The following is a 21,795-nucleotide window of genomic DNA, read 5'->3' as shown; positions in this document are numbered from 1 at the left end:
TATCACTGATTCCTTTTAATAGATCCGGTTTTATAGTGTACACTTTTTGGGGCGCAACGCACAGGCACCCGGAATTTTTGTGGAGACAGCGATTGCAAATGGATTAGATCCCTATTACTATCTTCGCCATCTATTTGAGCAGCTTCCCAATATGAATTTAACAGATATGAATGCCTTAGACCAGGTACTTCCTTGGTCAACAACTTTACCAGTGTCTTGTATCTCTTTAAAAAAGTTACCTAAATAATAACCCAGGACCCCTCTAAAATTATAGGTGGGGCCTATTTGTCGCTTACGGTTATTGGAGAATTTCTGGATGTGAAACACTTCATAATGCAATTAAAATAAAAACGCTCATTAAATGGGATCTTAAAGACCTTAACCAATTATTTGAGCGTAGATACTTAAGTTATTGAACCGCCGTATACGAAACCGTATGTACGGTGGTGTGAGAGGTCGGGAATTATTTACTCCCTCCTACTCGATTTGCCGATTATTATTACCCTGTTTACCTTTTACACTTTACACTTTACCGCTATAAACTTTAGCTGGGTGGGGTCTGCCTTCACTGGCCAGAAATGAAATAGATGATGTTTATCATAAATTTCCATTTCGTTTTATTTTCTACCATATTTGTCATCAAACCTAACAATATCATCTTCCTCTAAATAATCTCCAAGTTGTACTTCAACAATTTCAAGTGGAATTTTTCCAGGATTTTCAAGCCGGTGTTTTTGACCTGCCTTCATATAAATACTCTCACCTGGACGGACAAATTTTACTTCATCGTCAATTGTAACTTTTGCCATTCCTCTAACTACAATCCAATGCTCACTTCTATGGTAATGGAGCTGATAACTTAATATTTTCCCTGGATTTACTGTAATACGTTTAATTTTAAACGAATCTTTCTCCTCCTCAAGCACTTTATAGTAACCCCAAGGTCGATAATCTTGAACATGGTATTCAATTCTCAAGTCATTTCTATTTTTTAATGTCTCTACCACATCTTTTACCTTTTGAGATTGGTCCTTTTTACAAATAAGTAGTGCATCACGGTTATCGATAATAATTAAATCTTCAACACCAATAGCAACAACTATTTTTTCTGGTTCAGAATGAATCATATTATTTGTTGAATCAATAATAATATTTCCTTTACTTGTAATATTACCTGCTTCGTCTTTTTCAGAAATATCATAAAAAGAATCGAAACTACCTAAATCATTCCAACCAATGTCAGCAGGGACAACTGCAACTTTTGAACTTTTTTCCATAATGCCATAGTCGATGGATATTCCCATTTCTATTTTTGAAAATGCTTCATTCAAATTATTACTTGACTCAAATGCATTATAAATGTCTGGGGCATATTTTTTTACCTCTTTTGTAAATAAATCTGTATTAAACATAAATATACCCGCATTCCAATAATAACCACTTTCTATGTACTCAACTGCTTTTTCGTAAGAAGGTTTCTCTTTAAAAGCCTTAACTACATAACCGTTTTCTTTTCCACTGCCTGGAGAAATATACCCAAAGCCTGTATTTGGTCCACTTGGTTTAATACCGAAAGTAATCAGAGAATCTCTTGTTAACACCTCTGAGGCATTTATTAATTCTGCAAAATCATTGTTTTTGGCTATCATATGATCCGATGGAAAGACAACAACGGTATCACTACTTATGCTCTTAATTACATGAACTCCTGCACAAATTGCTGGTAGTGTATTCATTGCATTCGGTTCTATTAGTATATTATTTTCATTATACTTATAACCAAGTTCTTCAACTGACCCCATTACAAGGAATTTATATTTTTCATTTGTTACCACAAAAATATCATCAGCATTTGCTAGTAATAAACTCCTCTTAAAAGTTTCTTGAAATAATGACTCCTTTTTGCCTTGTAATTTAATAAATTGTTTTGGGTAACGATTACGACTTAATGGCCAAAGTCTTGTTCCGCTACCACCTGCTAAGATAATTACTTTCATTTATTACCTCCTCAATGCATTGATTTATACAAGCTACTTAACTATAAGTTTTTATACATCCTTTCATAATAATTTGCATAATTACCAGAGGATACGTTTTTAATCCACTCTGTATTATTTAAATACCATTCAATAATTTCTTTTATACCTTCCTCGAAGGTATATTTAGGCTCCCACTTTAACTGGGTTGTAATTTTTGTATTGTCAATTGCATACCGTCTGTCGTGTCCTGGTCGATCTTTTACATATTTGATTAGTTCTTCTGATTTCCCAAGAGTTTTAATAATAAGCCTTACAATTTCAAGATTTGTCTTTTCATTGTTTCCACCGATATTATAGACTTCTCCATCTTTTCCTTTGTTTAGTACTACTGAGATAGCTGAACAATGGTCGGATACATGGAGCCAATCGCGCACCTGCAATCCATCTCCATAAACGGGAAGTTCTTTTTCTTTAAGACAGTTATTGATTATAAGAGGAATTAGCTTTTCTGGAAACTGATATGGCCCATAATTATTACTGCATCTAGTTATATTAACCGGCATCCCAAAGGTCTCATAATAAGCTCTTACAATCATATCAGCTCCAGCCTTGGAGGCTGAATAAGGGCTGTTAGGCTCCAATGGCATTGTTTCAGTAAATTTTCCAGTTTGACCTAATGTACCATACACTTCATCCGTTGATACCTGTAAAAACTTAACACCAGGTATGTATTCTCTACAATATTTATCATCAGGGTTTATTTTCCAATGTTTTTTTGCCACATCAAGTAAAACTTGTGTACCAATTACATTTGTTAATAAAAACAATTCAGGATCTTCAATACTTCTGTCAACGTGAGTCTGAGCAGCAAAGTTCACAACTGAATTGACCTTATAAGTTTTAAATATTCTATCTATATTTTCTCGGTCTCTAATATCTGCTTTTATAAATATATAGTTATCATTATCATTTATGTCCTTCAAGTTCTCAAAATTTCCAGCATAAGTCAGTGAATCTACATTAATAACTTTATAGTCAGGGTGTCTATCAACCATCAGTTTAACAAAGTTACTTCCGATGAAGCCGGCACCACCTGTGATAAGAATTGTTTTCAAATTTATTACCTCGCAGTTAGATTTGATTTTATTCTTCTAATAAGGATAAGATGTATCGCCCATAATCTGTCATGTTTAAACTTTCCCCAACTGATTTAAACTGTTCGCTATTAATAAAACCTTTTCTCCATGCAATTTCTTCTAAACAAGCTATGTAAAAGCCTTGTCTTGATTGAACTGTTTCAACATATTCTGCAGCTTTGAGCATTCCTTCAGGAGTACCTGTATCAAGCCATGCCATACCCCGACCAAGTAGTATAACATTTAAATTCCCTTCTTCTAAATAGGAATTATTTACTGCAGTTATCTCAATCTCACCACGGGGTGAAGGTTTTATCGTCTTAGCGATTTGTACTACACGATTATCATAGAAATAAAGACCTGGAACAGCGTAATTAGATTTTGGATGTTCTGGTTTTTCTTCTATAGAAACCACTTTGTTATTTTCATTAAATTCAACCACACCAAATGATCTTGCATCCCGAACAGGATATCCAAAAATAATTGCCCCATCCCTTAGTTCACTAGCTACTCTAAGTTGCCGAACGAAATCTTGGCCATAAAAAATATTATCTCCTAAAATCAAACAAACATTATCATTAGCAATAAAATCCTCGCCAAGAATAAAGGCATCTGCAAGTCCTCTTGGAGAACTTTGAATAATATAACTTATTTCTATACCTAACCTTGATCCGTTCCCTAAAAGTTTTTCATATAATGGGGTATCTTCTGGAGTTGAAATTATTAGTATTTCACGTATCCCTGCCACCATTAAAACTGAAAGTGGATAATATATCATTGGTTTATCATAAATTGGTAATAATTGCTTAGAAACAGCATGAGTCATAGGATAGAGACGTGTACCCTTTCCACCTGCTAAAATTATTCCTTTCATTTCATACACCTCTATCCTTCAATAATTTCACATATTCTATCAACATCAACTAAATCCAAATCAGCATAGAGAGGTAATGTCAAAACTCTATCACCGATATACCGCGCAACAGGAGTATCACCTTGATTAAACTTATCGACATAGCAATCAAAGCTATTTGTTAACGGATAGAAATATTTGCGAGAAATGATATCATGCTCTTTAAGTTCTTTATGAACTTGATCTCTGGTTTTTTCATATCCATCAAAAACAACCGGAAAATAAGAATAATTGCTATTTACTCCATCCTGAGGTCTTACCAATTTTATTCCCTTAACACCTTGTAGATTGGAGGTATATCTTTCTACAATTAACTTTCTTTTATTAATCTCCTCATCAATATGACGAAGGTTACATAATCCCATCGAAGCTTGAAATTCATTCATTTTGGCATTTCCACCTACATATTTCACAGTTTCTGGTCCTGTTATACCAAAGTTCTTTATATAATCCAGCTTATTTTTTAGGAAGGAATCCTTAAAGGTTACTGCACCACCTTCAATGGTATTAAAAACCTTAGTAGCATGAAAGCTGAACATCGAAGCATCACCGTAATTACCAATACCAACACCCTCGTAGGAAACTCCAAAGCTATGGGCAGCATCATATATTACTTTAAGTTTATACTTTTCAGCAATCAACTCAATTTCTCTAACTTTACAGACATTACCAAATACATGCACTGGAATAATTGCACACGTATTCTCAGTAATTAGGGACTCAATTATGTCCACATCTATTGTGTAATCTTCTGGATTAATATCACAAAATACAGGTTTTAGTCCATTTCTAACAATAGCATGGGTTGTTGAAGCAAATGTAAATGGGGTTGTTATTACTTCCCCTTCCAAATTAAACGCAGCAATTGCATTCTCTAGAGCTAGATGTCCATTAGCAAATAAGCTAATGTAGGGAACATTTAAATACTCAGATAACTTAACTTCCAATTGTTTATGCTTTGTCCCCATATTTGTTAGCCAATAACTATCCCATATACTTTTTATCTCTTCTATATATTCTTCTAAGGGAGGCATTGATGAACGTGTAACTTGGATTTGTTTATTCATGGTTCTCAGACTCCTTATTGAATTCCCTTTCTAAATCTAATAATAATTTGCTTCTTTCATTTATTTTTTTAAAGGGTATCCCAGCATTTATACTCCATGGTTCCGAACTTCGATTAATCAATGTCATAGCACCAAACGCACTACCTTCTCTTAATTTTACACCGGGTAACACTACGCTTCCTGATCCAAGAATAACATGTCTTTCTATTACAACTTCTTCACTTTGAATATTTTTATACTTATCGGGTATCATTGGATTTGTCATTGATTTTCCTGAATAATCATCACTAATTGAGTAAATTGTTATCTTAGATGATATGTTGGCAAAGTTTTGTATAGTGATTCCTTTTTCACCACCATACAATGCTGAGTAGGCAGCAATATGAACATAACTTCCAATTATAATTACTCCACTCAATATACAAAAATCATCTATTCTTACATTACTTCCAATATTAATTTTCTCAGGATTATAAATACTAGATTTACGGCTTATTAAAACGTTATTACCAACACTTGCAAATTTCAGTTTTCTAAGTTCATCGGTAGAATAAAAACTTTCCACAAGAGTCCCCCCTTTTTACCTATTTTTTAAAAATTCTTTACCTGTAGATACAATGTACTTATAACTTTCCATCTTAAATAATTTTGCCAATCCTAAGTACAAGATCCCTTCTGAAAATATCTGCAGGATAATTGTTAGTAAATCCCCCATACTAAATATTCTAATATTATAGATTGCTCCTCCCACAGCTAATGATAAGAGTAAAGATGGCATAATATCTTTCCATTGCTCTTTATAATTGTAGTCTAACAATTTATTATTAGGATATGCATTAACAAAGGTAGAGATGATTCCACTGAGCAGTGATCCTAACGCTATAGCATACACTCCAAAAGGTAGGCTTGCTAATAATACTATAAGACCAATGATTTTTTTAGCAATTTCAAGTTTTAAAAAAATATCGCTACGACCTAATGCATTTATAGCTTGTAAATTTGCTGTATGAATTGGCCATAAAGCATATGAGGCGGAAAAAATAACCAAAAATGGAACCGATGGTAACCATTTTTCTGTCAGCAAGATTTTAGTTAAAGGTTCTGCAATAACAGCTAACCCCACCATACTGGGGAATACAATAAAAGAGCAAGTTGTAATTGACCGTCTAACCATGTTTTTAACTTTAACTTTGTTGTGTTGCTGAGATGATAGGGCAGGTAACATTACTGACTGAATAGGACCATTAATATTATTAACAATGAGTTTAGGAAATTGCTCTCCTCTATTATAAACGCCCAACATTGCAGGGCTGTAAAATTTACCTATTATTAAACTTCGTACATCCTTTTCAAGAACATCTATTAAGGAAGCAACTAACAGTTTCCATCCATATGAAAAAAGGCTTTTTACTCTTTTTTTTGAAAATAGAAGTTTTGGTCTCCATTTGACTGTAAACCATAATATGATAGTCGTTAATATTTGATTTGCTAATTGTTGTATAACAAGTGCCCAGACGCCCCATCCACTGTATGCAGTTACTATACCCAAGGTACCAGAAACAAGAATTGCCCCCACGCTACTAAAAAAAAGTTTTCTGAAGAGCATTTTCTTTGCTATATAAGCTCCCTGTATTGAATTAACTGCCCCAAAAAACAACATAACTGCCAACACCCTAAGTATTTCAACAAGGTTAGAAGCTTGGAAAAAGTCTGCAATTAATGGTGATATAAAAAACAAAACTAAATATAACGAGCCTGCAGTAAAAAGACTTAAATAAAAAGCTGAGGAAAAGTCCACTTCATCTGTATCCTTTTTTTGGATAAGGGCAGTATTAAATCCTCTTTGCACAAAAACATTACCTAGTACTATAAAGATAGAAACAAGTGCGATGTTTCCATAATCTTCAGGTAAAAGGAGTCTTGCTAATACTATTTGAACAACAAATTGGACCCCTTGCACTCCTCCGCTTTCCATCATTTTCCAAAATAAGGAAATCAAAACTTTACTTTTAAGTTTGTTATCTTCCATAATTACCTCACTCTACGAGTTAAATTATGAGTAAATAATCCTTTAAACTTGTAATAAAGGACTTTTGTAGCTAAGTTTACAAAATATACTGGAATATATGGTATTTCTTTCATACTCATATAACCAGTGAATTTTTTCAAAGATTCTCTCTTAGGGTATTTTGGAGAACTTAGTAAAACAAGAAGGAGATTTGCGAATAGCTTTGATTTAATTCTTGTATAGTCGTAGTAATCACCAAAATATTGTCTTAAATTAGCCAACATAACGTATTGATTGTCAATTGAATCCAATGGGTTTTTTTTAGCCATTGAAGTATAATTTTTTGCATTTGAGGATATGATACACCTCCACGCACTCATATAATCAGACATCATATAAATTTTACCTTTGCTGATTAATAGTGATAGCATTGTAAAGTGAATACCATATTTATTTGAATCCCTAATTATTGTATAATCATCTTTCTTTTCCTTAAAAATATTTTTATAAAACAATGTCCCGGGATGTGCCAATTTTGTTGAATATCGTAACAGCTCTTTCTTCCCAACCTCTTTATTTGATGGAATCTTTGAATCAGACTCTCCGACTTTTTTCCCTTGTTTATCAACAATAATATTTTTATGAACTGTAGCCACATACTCTTTATTATTTAATAAAAATTCCAACTGTTTATTCAACTTGTGTTTATCAGTCCAAAAATCGTCTCCTTCTAAAAATGCAATATAGTCACCTTTACATCTCATTAGGATATCATAAAAATTTCCTGGACCCCCTAAATTATTTTTTCTAAATATAGGCTTAATAATTAGTGGGTATTTTCCATAATAATCCAATATAATCTGTCTAGTATTATCTGTAGAGCAGTCATCTCCAATAATAATCTCATAATTAAAGTCGGTGTCTTGCATTAGTATGCTATCTAATGTTTGGCTAATATACTCTCCATGGTTATAAGCTAAGACTAAAATGCTTACTTTTGTATCACTTTTCATAATATTTTGACCGCCTTCCTAGTGGACAACCTTATTCAAATTACATTGTTTCCAACTTATCTCCTAAAGCAACTAAATGCCCTTGTGAATTCTCCCGTAACTCACTTTGATAGTTATACAATAGAGTATTCTTTTCCAAGATTGAACTGACAATATATTCTCGATCAATATTTTTACATTCCGCCATTTGAACTTTAGGGCCATCATACTCAAGATCTCGAAGTAAATTGTCAGTTTTATTAGAGTATATGATAGGTAACACTGGTATTTTGCAAAGTACAGCTAAAATTATTGCATGAAATCTTGTGCCAATCATTACGTTACACCTATTAAATTCAGACATAAATGACATTATATCTCCGTTAAAACCAATTATTTGAACTTTATCTTTTTCCCTTATCCCGTTATATATTGTGTGAGTTGTAGGGTAGTCTGAATTATATCCAGTATCAAAAGCGAATAACTTAATTTTTCCATGTGGTTTTTCTTCTAGGTATCTATTGGCTATATCTATCATCAATTCACAATATGAGTGATTATATTTTTTCAAAGCTGCAACATAACCTGTATAGGTCGACATACCAAGTACATCCTCTTTATTTTGTGGTATTTCTAAATCTTCTCTGGAAAATACTATATCTGGGTACAAAAAGGATGCTTTCATATTATACTTTCGTATATAATTAAAACTCTCTTTATCTCGACAAGTAATTAAATCCGCAATTTTAAATATTTGTTTTGTTGCTTTAATTCCAACTTTTGATTTAAATGGGCCAACATTGCAGCCTAGTATAAATATTTTTACTCCACTTTTCTTTAGTAATAAATATTGATACAGCTTAATATATCTAAATATCCCTTCTTTCATATTATTATGAGGGAAGATTGAGCCCCCGATTCTAACATAAAAGTCAATTTTATGCCTTTTTATAGTTTCTGTAGATATATCTGGAACTATTTGAACACTCGGGAATTTCTTGATAAAATTAGAATAGGTATAATCGTCAGTTGCAGTTACAAAACATTTCACACCTTTCTGGTGTAAGAATTTTATTAGTGTTTCCCCCATAATATTGTCCCCTAAGTTATTATCAAGGTAGATATCAACAATTGCATTCATTAAAGCACCTCATAATTTAATTATCTAAAATGTTACCTTTATTATCTATCTCGTATAAAGCAATTAGTAGACAAATTAGTCCAAATGAACTTAAAGTAATAGAGTAGCCATAGTAAACCAAAAACCAAATAGATCCGATAGTACCGAGCGGTGAATAAATAAGTTTTTTCCATGCCAACTTTACAACACTAAACAAAACAACTAAGCCAAAAAGACCATGAGTTAGAAAGAGTGTATTTAACGAAGTATGCATAGCATAAAAAGAGCCATTAACCCACTGTGAGTCACTAAATGCACCAAGTGAGCCGTTGAAAGTTTCAATATGATCTCTTACAGTTCCTAAATATCCCTTTCCAAATAATAAATACCAAGGTTTTTCAGCATATTCAATAATAATATTTATAAACTCTGATATTCTAATTTTTGGAGATGACGGCATATTATTAAACCAATTAGGATCAAATAAATTTAACATTTTGATTGCTTGGTCCAATTTTATAGTGAATAATAAATTATCTTTCATTAAAGTATTAAACAATAAAAATACTCCTATACCAACAACTGGTAACATCATAATTAAAACTACTGTTGCTTTTATTTTCTTTTGTTTCACTAATATTGGTATTGTCGTTGCTAGAGAAAATAGTGTTAAAAGAAATAACTTACCTGAAGCATTATAAATAAACAGAAGATAAAGTCCTATTAAATATGCTAAAAAAATAATTCCTGATGATTTTATACGTCCCCTAAACAATAAAAAAAGAATTAAGAATGTGATAAAGGCATTTACCATTGGAGACAATAATGTTACAACCCCTCCATAATACCCCATATTATTGGTGACTAAAGAAATAACCATTGCAAATACTGAACCGATAAGAATTGCACTAATATAATCAACAAGTACTATAATTTTGTTTTCTTCAAAAAGGACAATATACATAAAACTTAATATTATTAAGAGAGGAAACAATGCGCCTTGGTAAACGTTACCTACAAATAAGACTACTGAATTATTCATTGATAAAATGTTATTATCGTTAGTCAAGAAATTAATAAGACCTATAAAAACACCAGTTGTACTCATAATAAGAATCAATTGAACGTACAGAAACAGGTTGGGGTGTTTTAAAGTAAACTTACTCACATTTATTTTCTTAAAGACAAGTTTAATAACAATTGGCAACAAAAAAATAATCCCCAGATTAAGTCCTAAAATCCTGAAATTTTTAAATCCATAAAATGCCGCTCCTCCTACAATATACTCATATTCGAAGCTTAAAGTGAGAAACACTAAATAACAACCTAAATAATTTGTTATATCCCCTTTTAAAAAATAATATCCGAGGATTAGTGATTCCAGCACAACTATAATTAGCGATGCACTGAAACTTTTCAAAAATATTACGTTTAACGAACTAATAATACACGCTAATACTATCAATTTAATATTACTTTTTGAATTAAACTTATTAATGGAAGATTTATTCTTGGTCTGCATGTTTTCTCTCCTTGAGTATATCTTTCAATCTGCTCAAAATATTATCCTTAGAGTGGATTTGACTAAAAGAAGAAAACTCTTTCTTAACTGATACTTTGTCTTCCAGATCGGATTTAATAATTACGTAAAAATCAGTTGTATCTTTTACAATTTTACATAAACTTGGGTATAAATTATTATAATTTTTTATTAGAGGAATGTTACTTCCTATAACAATTCTCCCATTAGAAATAGCATCCATCAACGTTCCACTCATCCTATAACGAAATGTCTTTGGAAAAGGCATAAAAATGAATTTAGAATTTGAAATGTAATCATCATACATGCTCTTTTCTAAGAAACCATTTACAATCTTCAAATAACCATTATCAAAATTTATAGATTTTGACTTTAGAATGACTTTCTTACCCATTTTCTGAATTGTGGCATCTTTAATTTCCCTTTTCACTAATTCTCTTATAAATTCTTCATCATTGCTATTGCTCAAACCTACACATAAATATTTGCTTTTTTCAAGTGGTTTAACATCAACAATTTCGTTTAAAGGATGCGGTAATACATGTACAAGGTGTTCGTTTACCCCCAATTTATTTATTAGATATTCTTTAATGAATTCGTCAAGTACAATATGGTTAACTTTGTTCATGTATGTTTTAAAGAATTTTAGTTTAAAACTATTACTCAACTCATCAACGTTATTATGATGAATAATATACATATTACTCATTTCTTTAAAAAAGAACCTTCCAATTGTAAATGAAAGTGTTTCAAAAGATGAAACAATAATTTTATCATAATCATACTTTTTTCTTATTTTTGATGACTTGGTCATAATTTTTAATGCAGCAATTCTAGACATTAACCCTTGCCCATCTATCCTCAAATCATCTTCTTCTATAAATGTCACATCTTTAGTATTCCCAGTAAATCCATTATAATAATTCCTCTGACAAAGGACTGTTACTTTTCCTATATCAGATAACCTTGTAATTAGATTCATATTGAATTCTTTATGTCCCTTTGGATGTAGAAAGTCTAAAAACAATATATTCATTTGTTATCCTCCTGGTACTTATCTTTTCATTGGCTCTTTGCCATTTATATTGAAAAGAGTATCCTGTCCAATCCCAGTCCCATTGAAGGTAAGTCAATCTTTCCTTTTGATAGTTTTCATATCAGGGATAGTATATCAAGAACATACTTAACCGCCTATTCCTGCAATAAATAGTCCACGGTAATACTGTGAAAGACCTTCACTAAGTCAAAATGAATTAGCCCGAAATACTTAATTTGTTCATTGTTTCATAGTTATTTAGTTTACTATACCTCGTAGATTATGTTTTAAGGACTGGTAAGGTATTTTTTCATTACGGTTTAGAGGCTGACCTTAAGATTTCATTCATAGAATGATTCTGTATTCTTAAAGTTCTTGTATATATCAATTATTGAAATAAAAAAGTAAACTACTTTTCACTCATCTATTAGTTTCTTAATTCTTTCAGACAATTTTTTATTATAATTTTCTATATTTATTTCATCTAAATGCATATCACAATTTCTAACAATAGAATTATAATAAAATTTGTCATTAACCAGTCTCAGTAGAATTTCTTCTAATTCTTTAACATCATTATGACCTACAGCTACACCAACACCCTTTTCTTCTACCATTTTAGCAAGATATGTTCCCTTGGCAACAATAATAGGTAGACCACAATAAATTGACTCATATAATTTATTTGGTAAAGCAAACTTAACATTATTTAAATTTGCATCATAAACTGAGTAAACACAGTCTACTTGTCCGTACAAACTTGATATTTCTGTTTCATATCTGTACTTTCCTATATATTTAACAAAGTTTTTGTTTTTACAAATGTTTTCAATTTCATTATCTAAACCCGCACCTGCAAACAAAATTTCTACATTACATTTTTCAGCAGCATCAATAAGCATTTTCATTTGATCTTTATACCGAATAGCACCAATGAAGCCAACTGTAAACTTTCCTGTTTTTTTCCTAGAGTAATTCCTAAAAGCATTTAGGTTTGGCATGTTTGGCATAAATAATAGTTTAGACCTTGGCACAAAATTTGAATAATAATTTTCATAGAATAACTCGGATGTCACGATTAAAGTATTTATTTTATTACATAGTTTTTTTTCTAAACTAACAAGTAGTTTTTTTGCAAATTTCTTTATAATAGAATTTTGCTCATCAATAATTAACTTATTTAAGTCTGCTATTTCATATAATATTTTTGGCTTGTCTTTTCTACCAAAGGAATACAGACTTGCAATAATTAACATATCAATATTAGCTACATAAAGACTTTTGGGTTTTAGCCTTTGGATTTCTTTAAGAGCTTTAAAACCAAATTTCAAAGTCGGAATAATCCTCTTTAAAGGGTTAGTATAATCAGCAGTGACATTTATTTTAATATTTTCTATATCTGAATGGAAAATCTCCCAGATTTTAACTGTTCCTCTATCCCAAAAGAGAAGAGCTGTTTTCCCCACTTCCTTTGCAACTTGTAATCTTTTGTTCATTCGAGGATTAGGAACATGAGATATAATAAATACAGTATCCATTGTTTGTTTTCTCCTTTTAATTATGATAAGGAATTTAATAAATATTTTTCAATAGTGAGAAAACATCTACATCTACAGTTCTTATTGTTTTTGCAGGAATACCTGCACATATACAATTATTTGGTACATCTTTTGTTACTACTGCGTTTGTGCCAATTATTACATTATCGCCAACTTTAATATTGCCAATTATTCTTGCACCAGCAGAAATATATACATTGTTTCCTATCTCAGGAATAGTTTCTGGATCCAAAGCTCGTCCAATAGTTACATTTTGACCTATTATTACACGACTACCAATTTTGGATCTCGCATGGATTACTACACCAATCCCACCATAGGCAAATTTGCTCTCATTTCCAATTTCCGCAGTATATGGCACCACTGAATTAAAAAGAATAAATGTTAGAAACTTTGTGAGTGTGGGGATTATTGGTATTTTATGTTTATAGCACCAGTTTCCTACTCGATATAATTTTATTGCATTCATATAATAATCTTCCTATCTTCTCGCTTGTAATTGATTACATTAATTTTTCTTTTATATGGGCAACAATTAATAATAGTTTTTTAAAGCACAATTATTTAGGTGATAAATTTTTTCTCTTATAGACCGTAAAGATAATTTATATTATCCTTCTCAATTCTCATTGTTCAATTATATTTGCAATCTTCTTACTTGCAGACCCATCTCCATAAGGATTACATGCATGACTCATCTTTTCATATTCCTCTTTATCTTCTAGTAACATCTTAAAAGCCTGATAAATAACTTCTTCATTAGTTCCAACCAATTTCAATGTCCCAGCTTCTATACCTTCCGGTCTCTCAGTTGTTTCACGCATAACCAACACCGGCTTCCCTAAACTGGGGGCTTCTTCCTGAATACCGCCACTATCAGTTAGTATTAAGTAGGACCTTGCAAGAAAATTATGAAAGTCTAATACTTCCAAAGGCTCAATAATTCTTACCCTATCACTATTCCCTAAAATCTCATTAGCTGCCTCTCTCACAACAGGATTCATATGAATCGGATAGATTGCCTTAATACCTGGATACTCATCCACAATTTTTTTGATAGCTTTAAACATATTTCTCATCGGTTCGCCCAGATTTTCTCGTCTATGAGCAGTTATCATAATAAGGCGACTATCCCCTGCCCAATCGAGTTGCTCATGAGAATAATCCTCTAAAACAGTAGTCTTAAGTGCATCTATGGTAGTATTACCGGTCACATATTTAGTTGAAGGATCCTTACCCTCATTAAAGAGATTTGCTTTAGACATATCAGTTGGTGCAAAATTATACTTCGCTACAACTCCTACAGCTTGGCGATTGAATTCTTCTGGATATGGAGAGTTCACATTATAAGTTCTTAGTCCTGCCTCCACATGACCAACAGGAATTCGTAAGTAGAAACAAGCTAAAGCAGTTACAAAAGTTGTAGAAGTATCACCATGGACTAAAACTACATCTGGCTTTACTTCTTCTAAAACTATTTTCATCTTTTCAAGAATATTAACCGTTATATCAAATAGCGTTTGTTTCGCCTTCATATCAGATAAATCATAATCAGGGACAACATTAAATGCATTCAAGACCTGATCTAACATTTCCCTATGTTGTCCAGTAACGCAAACAACTGTATCCAACGTATCTCTTGATTTTAGTTCCTTAACTAAAGGGCACATCTTAATTGCTTCTGGCCTTGTTCCAAATACCACCATTACTTTTTTTCATCTTATTAACCAACTTTACCTTATAATTTATATGAACTTTCAAATACACAGATATTTTTAGTATCAAGAACAAGCTTGTTCTTTATGAGATTCATATTGTTTTTAATATGATCATGTCCCACCATGAGAACAAGAATTTCTATCTCATTTAAAAAGTCCTCAAAATTCAAAAATTGATGGTCAACAATTCGTGTTTTTACAAACGGGTCATAAACTTTTACTCCAAAAGCCAAGTGCTCGTCCATTCTTTCTAATAACTGAAGCGTAGGGCTCTCTCGTGTATCGTCAACATTTTCCTTATAAGTCAATCCGTATAGACCAACTTTTGAAATATCCTTAATGGCATGTTCTCTCATAATATCTCTGATTCGTCCTAATACGTGGCTTGGCATAGAATCATTAGTTTTACGGGCAGTCAGAATAAGATTTGTGAGATCAGGATAATCTCCAACTAAGAACCATGGATCTACTGAAATACAATGGCCCCCCACACCAGGACCAGGTTGTAGTATATTGACTCGCGGATGTTTATTTGCAATTTTAATAATTTCATACACATCCATATTGTCCGTACGGCAAATTTTAGTTAACTCGTTTGCAAATGCAATATTGATATCTCTATATGTGTTTTCAACAACCTTAGACATTTCCGCGGATCTAATATCCGTCACAACAATCTCTGCCTTACAGAAGTTTGAATATAACCCTTTAATTTTATTAGCAATTTCCAGACTGTCTGCGCCTATCGTTCTTGAATTATGTTCAAGTTCAAAAACCATATTCCCAGGAATAATTCTTTCAGGAGCATGTAGCAAATGTACATCCTCTCCGATTACAAAACCTCTATTTTCTATTTCAGGGCGAATAAATTTATCAATTGTTCCCGGTGAAATGGTTGATTCAATAATTAATGCTGCGCCTTTTTCGCAAACGTCAAGAATGCTGTTCACTGCTGAAATAACATACTTTGGATCAAGCTTCTTACTTTCTTTGATATAAGGGGTTGGAACTGCCACAATGTAAGTATGTGTCTTCTGATATTCCGTAGAAAATTCAATTCCATTTGAAAGTGCTTCCTTGAATAGTTCTTCCAAACCCTCTTCTTCAAAAGTAAGCTTGCCTTCTGTTAAGGAGCTTACCAGTTTAGTATTGTAATCAGTGCCCACTACCTTAATACCACTTTTTGCAAACATAAGAGCTGTTGGTAAACCTATATAGCCAAGACCAATAATATTAATCATATAAATACTTCCTTTACAATTAAATTTGTTCTATTTCACGTTTTATTCCATCTTCAAAGCTCAAAGGTTTATATCCTAAGTCTCGCTTAGCATCTTCATAAGAGAAATCTTTGTTTTCATTAAGTCTAAGAACCTGCTCTGCCTTCAATTTAGGTTTCGTAGATGCCTTTTCATAGAATTTTAATATGTTGTAGCTTAGCTTCATTGGAATATGCAATTTAAATATTCTTTTACCTAATGCTTTACCTGTAACATCAATTACATCGTTATATGTAAGAGCTGCGGCACCAGAAATATTATATGCTTTCTTAATACTGACAGTGTTTTCATAAGCACTGACTATGACACTAGCTAAATCTTTAACATAAACAGGTTGTTGTAAGTATGTTCCAGATCCTAATATAGGGAGTACCGGAAATCTTTTTAAATACTTTATTAATCTCCACATATTACGATCTTTTGGAGTTCCATAGATCATGGTAGGACGAATAATTGTATAATCTAAGTTACTTTCTTTAATCAGCTTTTCAGCTGCTAACCGAATCCCTTTGCTGTCAGGATTTAACTTAGTAAATATGCCGGTAGTACTGACAAATATGGAGCGCTTCACTTCCATCTCTTCACACGCATTTATTATGTTAGGTGCATGTCCAAATCCAAGAGAAGCAATATTAATCAGTGCTGCTTTTCCCTTCAATGCCTCACAAATTGACTTATAGTCTTCTAATTCTCCATATACAAACTTAACATTCAACTGTTTGATCTTATCTAGGTTACTAGTCTTTCTAACAAAACAAGTAACTTCATGACCTCTTTGTACTAGTTCTTCCAGAACAAACTCTCCTAGAAAACCTGTAGCCCCTGTTAATAAAATCATACAAATCTCCCTCTATAACTCACTTATTATTTCCAAGTATTCTTTAGCAAGATTTTTTCTAGAATAGTTCTGTTCAACAAAAGCTGGTCCACTTTTCTTAAGTCTATCGTATAAAACTTTATCGTTTTTAATCCTAATGATTGCCTGCTTTATTTCTTCGGGATTATCTGGTTTAACAACTTCAGCAGCTTTTGATTCATTTAGAATATCTTCAGCTTCCCCTTCTAAACTAGCAACAATCGGAACACCACACGCCATTATTTCAAACATTTTTGATGGAATAAATGTCTTAAACAATTCTATACTTTTTAACGGGATTAAACATACATCTGAGGAGTTATAGAACTCAGGGATCATCTCTTTTGGTTGTGAATCGATAAACGTAACATTGCTAATGTCCTGCTCACTTACAATATTCTTTAATTTATCTTTTTCAGCACCTTCACCAATAAATAAAAATTGAATATCTTTATCACTTTCTAAACTTTTCGCAACTTTTAATATGGTACTTAAATTCTGAGATATCCCGTGTGCACCCACATAGGAGATAACAAATTTGTTATTCAACCCATATTTATTTAATAGAGATATATTTTTTTCCCTTGGATAAAACAACTCTTGATTTACCCCATTTGTTATGACATGTACTTTGTTACCTTCAATGCCTCTACCCACAACATTTTCTTTGAATGATTTCGTCACCATAATAAGTTTCTTACTCTTTCTGTAAAAAAATAGCTCCATCATTTCTAAGATATTTGTTATGACACCCTTCTTCATAACCCCTAATTCAATCATCGCAGCAGGCCATAAATCCCTAATTTCAAGAACAAACGGTGCTCTTTTAATCAAGCTATACCAATACCCTGAAAAAATTGAAAAGTAAGTAGGGGAACTAGTTATTATTACATCTGGATTTTTTATTTTTTTCATAGAAATCAAAACAGAAGACAACATGAAAGAGATATGGCCCAGTGTCTTTTTAATAAACCCTTTATTAGGGGTCGCATATACATAATTTCTGTGTACATGGATACCATCCATCTTTTCATATTTATATTTCAAGCCCTTATACTCATCGGGTATTATTCCAGTCGGATGATTGGGGAAACATGTAACAACATGAACCTCATTCCCAAGTTCTACCCAATGTCTCGCCATTTCATATAATCTTGCTGACGGCGCTCCAATCTCAGGAGGAAAAAAATGGCTTATTACTACTATCTTCATAGCATATCTCCTAATTCTTGGTAGTTAATAATCAGTTCTTTATCATTAATAATTTTCAGTTCATTTTCTGAATCTAGGATTTGATATATACTAGAATTAAAATTAATTAGATATCCAAAAAATGCTTTATTTTCAACCTTTTTAAGTGTTATAAAGTTATTTTCTTCCTTAACATTGAACTGATTAGAGTACCATCCTTTTTCAACGCTAATTTCACTGGTCCCTATTGCTGCTATTTTGATAGATTCTCTACTCTGAACAGCATGAATTATGTTATCTTGAATCTCTAAATGAGTTCCAGGAACAAAGTGCAGATAGCTCTTAAGGTTGTCTTTTAATTCTGCCTTTACATAATCAAGAATAATAATATTATTTTCATCTATATGACCAATAAATCTTTTATGTTTATCCCCAGAATGTGAAATATACTCTCCGGCATAAAAGCTGATATTTTTATATTCAAACTGTTTTTTCTTCACCATTTTTATACGTTTAGCCACTCTAAAGCCTCCCCAAAACTGGGATTGCTCCTGTTCAGAGATCATAACTGTATTATGTGCCTTTGTGCTTCTAAAATAATCTCTCCATCTTCCAGTCTCGTACCTATACGTCCCAGAATTAACAAGCATTGGTTTACTATTAATAGAGAGCTCAAAGCTTAAGGCATCACAATGACCATGAGCCGGCAAGTATGATGGACTAATATCACCGACATCAAATATGAGTTTTTTATTATGCCCTTGTATAATGTAATAACCGCTGTCCTCAAAACTACTTTTATATTTGGGAATTAAATTAAAATATCTTTTACTTGTTACTAAAATACTTTTATAATCTTTACTAATTCCATCTGCACTATCATTAAAAGCTGGTGTCTTTCCAAAGTTTTCTTCTAGGCTATAAGTTACATCTATCATCTTTGAAATATAAGGAATTAGCTGATTATATATTGTTTCATCTTTAAGCCAGTACGTAATTTTAATCAAGTCTTCTAAGATGATTTTGTGGTACATTGGGCTTAATTCAAAATGCATCCCATCTTCAAGTATTTGCTCTTCTAGCTGCTTCGATAGTTCATTTTTAAACTTGTCTTTTACCTTTGTATCCTCAAAAAAAACACTTCCGATAATAAGTGCTTTTATATTCTCAAAATAATGATTTCCTAAAACATCTTTTTCTAAATTAGTTTGTAAATATTTGTATTGTGAATATATAGACTCCTTAAAGCTTTTATCAAAATCATTATCGTCTGTGATTTTCTCCTTAAAGATTTGGTACGTAGCTATCCAATTCGTGATTCTTAATGAAATCGTATATGGATGCCATCCATCTCCATAAGCATAAGGATTATTTTCAATCCAATTTTTAATTAACTCTTTATATTTTTCGTAGTATTTATTTTGTTTATTCCCATTAGAATACTCATAAGCTAATTTAAATAAGTACTCAAAATAATGTAAATTGTATCTCCACAAATGCTGTAATTCTTTGTTATTCCACGCTTTCGATAATTCAACTTGGTTTGTTAAATTTATAAATGTGAACTGATCTTTTAAGATGCCATCAATATCAAATCTATCTAAATAATCTTTATCAAAGTCTAGCTCTGGAATAATGTAATTTCGGCCTTTATTGACTTTTATTTCGTTAGGTATTTTTACTGATAATACTTTTCTTTTATATAGTTCTCGTTTTAATCTATTAAACACTCTATAATATATCTGTGAGGGTTTGAGATACTTTATTGTGTTTATATATAATTTAATTTTGTTATACATCTATAAGCACCTCATCTGCCTCAACGATCTACTGATTCGCTTGATTTTTTGTAGCGGCTACCTCATTCTTACTTGTTGCTCCAACTCCACCTTCAACAACCCCATCACTCTTCACAACACTAACGATGGTTCCAAAGAAACACTTAACATCCATTAAGAAACACATCTTCTCTACATACTCACCATCAAGCCTAGCCTTGATATCGATTGGCAACTCATCCCGACCATTAATCTGCGCCCAACCTGTAAGCCCAGGATAAATATCATTTGCCCCATACTTATCTCGTTCAGCAATCAAATCATATTGGTTCCAGAGGCAAGGCCTCGGCCCAATAATACTCATTTCACCTTTAAGAATATTTATGATTTGAGGAAGTTCATCCAAACTAGTTTTCCTCATAAACTTACCAACTCTAGTTATATAGCTATCAGGGTCTTTTAATAGATGTGTCGGAGTATCTTTTGGTGTATCGATTTTCATCGTTCTAAATTTCAAAATATAAAACTCTGATTTACCTTTTCCAATCCTTCGCTGTTTAAATAACACCGGACCCTTCGAATCAAGCTTGATACATATAATTAATAGTAAGAATACCAGTGACAAAACTACAATCCCGATAAGAGCAAGAACAAAATCTAATATTCTTTTTATATTCCTTTGATAAATCACTCTAATATCCACCTCAATTAGAAAAGGTTAAATATCTATTTAACCTTTTCTGCCTCCAATATTTCATCCATAAAAGAGAGAAGTTCTTCCCGTAACGATGGTTCTTGTAAAGCAAACTCAATCGTCGTCTTCACAAACCCAACCTTCTCCCCAACATCATACCTTTTACCTTCAAAATCATAAGCAAAAACCCGCTGAATCTGATTCAACTTCTGAATCGCATCCGTCAACTGAATCTCCCCACCTGCTCCAGTTTCCTGCTGCTCCAAATACATAAAAATCTCAGGCGTTAGAATATATCTCCCCATAATCGCCAGATTAGAAGGAGCAGTCCCTGGCTTTGGCTTTTCAACAAAATTATTTACTTGATATCTTCTGCCGTCCTGAATTGAAGGTTCAACAATCCCATACCGATGCGTCTCCTCATTTGGTACAGTTTGAACACCAATGACAGATGAATGTGTTTCTTCATATACATTCATAAGTTGTTTTAAACACGGAGTCTCACTCTGGACAATATCATCACCAAGAAGAACCGCAAATGGCTCATCCCCAATAAAGTTTCGTGCACACCAAACCGCATGCCCTAAACCTTTTGGCTCTTTTTGCCGAATATAATGTATATCAGCTAAATCCGTCGCATAACGGACCTTTTCCAAAATATCCAGCTTACCTTTTTCAATCAGGTTTTGCTCTAATTCCTGCGCAAAATCAAAATGATCTTCAATCGCACGTTTCCCTTTACCCGTCACAATAATAATATCTTCAATTCCCGAAGCCACTGCTTCTTCAACAATATATTGAATCGTTGGTTTATCAACGATTGGTAACATTTCTTTGGGCATTGCCTTCGTTGCCGGAAGGAATCTTGTTCCCAATCCAGCAGCCGGTATAATCGCTTTTCGTACTTGTTTCATGAAAAATCCACCTT

Annotated in this window: 20 protein-coding genes; 1 reads left to right on the top strand and 19 read right to left on the bottom strand. The window is 32.3% G+C overall.

Going from position 1 to position 21,795, the window contains the following annotated elements; translation table 11 throughout:
- The first annotated feature begins 79 nt into the window (after positions 1-79).
- Complete coding sequence (locus tag AA980_RS26670) at positions 80-247, top strand: transposase domain-containing protein (RefSeq protein WP_330217807.1); 168 nt, start codon at positions 80-82, stop codon at positions 245-247.
- Between the two features lie 370 nt (positions 248-617).
- Here the strand turns inward: AA980_RS26670 and AA980_RS23330 are convergent, their stop codons facing one another.
- The 19 genes from AA980_RS23330 to galU form a co-directional block, all read right to left on the bottom strand.
- The gene (locus AA980_RS23330; protein ID WP_024027978.1) at positions 618-1,997 is read right to left on the bottom strand and encodes a mannose-1-phosphate guanylyltransferase/mannose-6-phosphate isomerase; all 1,380 of its coding nucleotides are present in this window, start codon (positions 1,995-1,997) and stop codon (positions 618-620) included.
- Positions 1,998-2,038: 41 nt separating this feature from the next.
- The gene (rfbB, locus tag AA980_RS23325; RefSeq protein WP_024027977.1) at positions 2,039-3,094 is read right to left on the bottom strand and encodes a dTDP-glucose 4,6-dehydratase; all 1,056 of its coding nucleotides are present in this window, start codon (positions 3,092-3,094) and stop codon (positions 2,039-2,041) included.
- A 28-nt stretch (positions 3,095-3,122) separates the two neighbouring features.
- Entirely contained in the window at positions 3,123-3,989 is an 867-nt protein-coding gene (gene rfbA / locus AA980_RS23320; RefSeq protein ID WP_024027976.1) for a glucose-1-phosphate thymidylyltransferase RfbA, read from the bottom strand.
- A gap of 11 nt (positions 3,990-4,000) precedes the next feature.
- Positions 4,001-5,095: a DegT/DnrJ/EryC1/StrS family aminotransferase gene (locus AA980_RS23315; RefSeq protein ID WP_024027975.1), complete on the bottom strand. Its 1,095-nt coding sequence runs from the start codon at positions 5,093-5,095 to the stop codon at positions 4,001-4,003.
- Positions 5,088-5,660: an acyltransferase gene (locus AA980_RS23310; RefSeq protein ID WP_024027974.1), complete on the bottom strand. Its 573-nt coding sequence runs from the start codon at positions 5,658-5,660 to the stop codon at positions 5,088-5,090. The genes AA980_RS23315 and AA980_RS23310 overlap by 8 nt, the downstream gene beginning before the upstream one ends.
- A gap of 15 nt (positions 5,661-5,675) precedes the next feature.
- Positions 5,676-7,124 carry a lipopolysaccharide biosynthesis protein gene (locus AA980_RS23305; protein ID WP_024027973.1) on the bottom strand — a complete coding sequence of 483 codons (1,449 nt, stop codon included), beginning with the start codon at positions 7,122-7,124 and terminating at the stop codon, positions 5,676-5,678.
- A 2-nt stretch (positions 7,125-7,126) separates the two neighbouring features.
- Positions 7,127-8,116, bottom strand: coding sequence for a glycosyltransferase family 2 protein (locus tag AA980_RS25965; protein WP_024027972.1), 990 nt, complete (start codon positions 8,114-8,116; stop codon positions 7,127-7,129).
- Positions 8,117-8,156: 40 nt separating this feature from the next.
- Positions 8,157-9,236 carry a polysaccharide pyruvyl transferase family protein gene (locus tag AA980_RS23295; RefSeq protein ID WP_024027971.1) on the bottom strand — a complete coding sequence of 360 codons (1,080 nt, stop codon included), beginning with the start codon at positions 9,234-9,236 and terminating at the stop codon, positions 8,157-8,159.
- Positions 9,237-9,252: 16 nt separating this feature from the next.
- Positions 9,253-10,737 (bottom strand): hypothetical protein, encoded by a 1,485-nt coding sequence (locus AA980_RS23290; RefSeq protein WP_024027970.1) that lies wholly within the window; start codon positions 10,735-10,737, stop codon positions 9,253-9,255.
- Positions 10,721-11,791, bottom strand: a complete 1,071-nt coding sequence (locus AA980_RS23285) for a glycosyltransferase family protein (RefSeq protein WP_024027969.1) — start codon at positions 11,789-11,791, stop codon at positions 10,721-10,723. Before AA980_RS23285 ends, AA980_RS23290 begins: the two co-directional genes overlap by 17 nt.
- Before the next feature lie 416 nt (positions 11,792-12,207).
- The gene (locus AA980_RS23280; RefSeq protein ID WP_024027968.1) at positions 12,208-13,329 is read right to left on the bottom strand and encodes a glycosyltransferase; all 1,122 of its coding nucleotides are present in this window, start codon (positions 13,327-13,329) and stop codon (positions 12,208-12,210) included.
- A 34-nt stretch (positions 13,330-13,363) separates the two neighbouring features.
- The gene (locus tag AA980_RS23275) at positions 13,364-13,819 is read right to left on the bottom strand and encodes a serine O-acetyltransferase (protein ID WP_024027967.1); all 456 of its coding nucleotides are present in this window, start codon (positions 13,817-13,819) and stop codon (positions 13,364-13,366) included.
- Positions 13,820-13,976: 157 nt separating this feature from the next.
- Positions 13,977-15,056: a non-hydrolyzing UDP-N-acetylglucosamine 2-epimerase gene (gene wecB / locus AA980_RS23270; RefSeq protein ID WP_024027966.1), complete on the bottom strand. Its 1,080-nt coding sequence runs from the start codon at positions 15,054-15,056 to the stop codon at positions 13,977-13,979.
- A gap of 32 nt (positions 15,057-15,088) precedes the next feature.
- Positions 15,089-16,309 (bottom strand): nucleotide sugar dehydrogenase, encoded by a 1,221-nt coding sequence (locus tag AA980_RS23265; RefSeq protein ID WP_024027965.1) that lies wholly within the window; start codon positions 16,307-16,309, stop codon positions 15,089-15,091.
- Between the two features lie 19 nt (positions 16,310-16,328).
- Positions 16,329-17,186, bottom strand: coding sequence for an NAD-dependent epimerase/dehydratase family protein (locus AA980_RS23260; RefSeq protein WP_024027964.1), 858 nt, complete (start codon positions 17,184-17,186; stop codon positions 16,329-16,331).
- A gap of 12 nt (positions 17,187-17,198) precedes the next feature.
- Complete coding sequence (locus tag AA980_RS23255) at positions 17,199-18,416, bottom strand: glycosyltransferase family 4 protein (RefSeq protein WP_024027963.1); 1,218 nt, start codon at positions 18,414-18,416, stop codon at positions 17,199-17,201.
- Entirely contained in the window at positions 18,413-20,194 is a 1,782-nt protein-coding gene (locus tag AA980_RS23250) for a heparinase II/III family protein (protein WP_024027962.1), read from the bottom strand. Before AA980_RS23250 ends, AA980_RS23255 begins: the two co-directional genes overlap by 4 nt.
- A gap of 28 nt (positions 20,195-20,222) precedes the next feature.
- Positions 20,223-20,864, bottom strand: a complete 642-nt coding sequence (locus AA980_RS23245) for a sugar transferase (protein WP_024027961.1) — start codon at positions 20,862-20,864, stop codon at positions 20,223-20,225.
- Between the two features lie 35 nt (positions 20,865-20,899).
- Positions 20,900-21,781: a UTP--glucose-1-phosphate uridylyltransferase GalU gene (gene galU / locus AA980_RS23240; RefSeq protein ID WP_024027960.1), complete on the bottom strand. Its 882-nt coding sequence runs from the start codon at positions 21,779-21,781 to the stop codon at positions 20,900-20,902.
- Positions 21,782-21,795: the final 14 nt, after the last annotated feature.

Origin of the sequence: Neobacillus vireti, from assembly GCF_001026695.1 — a bacterium.
Lineage (GTDB): Bacteria > Bacillota > Bacilli > Bacillales > Cytobacillaceae > Neobacillus > Neobacillus vireti.
The sequence above is the reverse complement of the archived record's forward strand: the minus strand, read 5'-3'. Positions and strand labels throughout refer to the sequence as shown.

Coding starts and splice junctions, on each gene's coding strand:
- AA980_RS23330 (WP_024027978.1), bottom strand. CDS start 1,997: ATGAAAGTAATTATCTTAGCAGGTGGTAGCGGAACAAGACTTTGGCCA.
- rfbA (WP_024027976.1), bottom strand. CDS start 3,989: ATGAAAGGAATAATTTTAGCAGGTGGAAAGGGTACACGTCTCTATCCT.
- AA980_RS23315 (WP_024027975.1), bottom strand. CDS start 5,095: ATGAATAAACAAATCCAAGTTACACGTTCATCAATGCCTCCCTTAGAA.
- AA980_RS23305 (WP_024027973.1), bottom strand. CDS start 7,124: ATGGAAGATAACAAACTTAAAAGTAAAGTTTTGATTTCCTTATTTTGG.
- AA980_RS25965 (WP_024027972.1), bottom strand. CDS start 8,116: ATGAAAAGTGATACAAAAGTAAGCATTTTAGTCTTAGCTTATAACCAT.
- AA980_RS23295 (WP_024027971.1), bottom strand. CDS start 9,236: ATGAATGCAATTGTTGATATCTACCTTGATAATAACTTAGGGGACAAT.
- AA980_RS23290 (WP_024027970.1), bottom strand. CDS start 10,737: ATGCAGACCAAGAATAAATCTTCCATTAATAAGTTTAATTCAAAAAGT.
- AA980_RS23285 (WP_024027969.1), bottom strand. CDS start 11,791: ATGAATATATTGTTTTTAGACTTTCTACATCCAAAGGGACATAAAGAA.
- AA980_RS23280 (WP_024027968.1), bottom strand. CDS start 13,329: ATGGATACTGTATTTATTATATCTCATGTTCCTAATCCTCGAATGAAC.
- AA980_RS23275 (WP_024027967.1), bottom strand. CDS start 13,819: ATGAATGCAATAAAATTATATCGAGTAGGAAACTGGTGCTATAAACAT.
- wecB (WP_024027966.1), bottom strand. CDS start 15,056: ATGGTGGTATTTGGAACAAGGCCAGAAGCAATTAAGATGTGCCCTTTA.
- AA980_RS23265 (WP_024027965.1), bottom strand. CDS start 16,309: ATGATTAATATTATTGGTCTTGGCTATATAGGTTTACCAACAGCTCTT.
- AA980_RS23260 (WP_024027964.1), bottom strand. CDS start 17,186: ATGATTTTATTAACAGGGGCTACAGGTTTTCTAGGAGAGTTTGTTCTG.
- AA980_RS23255 (WP_024027963.1), bottom strand. CDS start 18,416: ATGAAGATAGTAGTAATAAGCCATTTTTTTCCTCCTGAGATTGGAGCG.
- AA980_RS23250 (WP_024027962.1), bottom strand. CDS start 20,194: ATGTATAACAAAATTAAATTATATATAAACACAATAAAGTATCTCAAA.
- galU (WP_024027960.1), bottom strand. CDS start 21,781: ATGAAACAAGTACGAAAAGCGATTATACCGGCTGCTGGATTGGGAACA.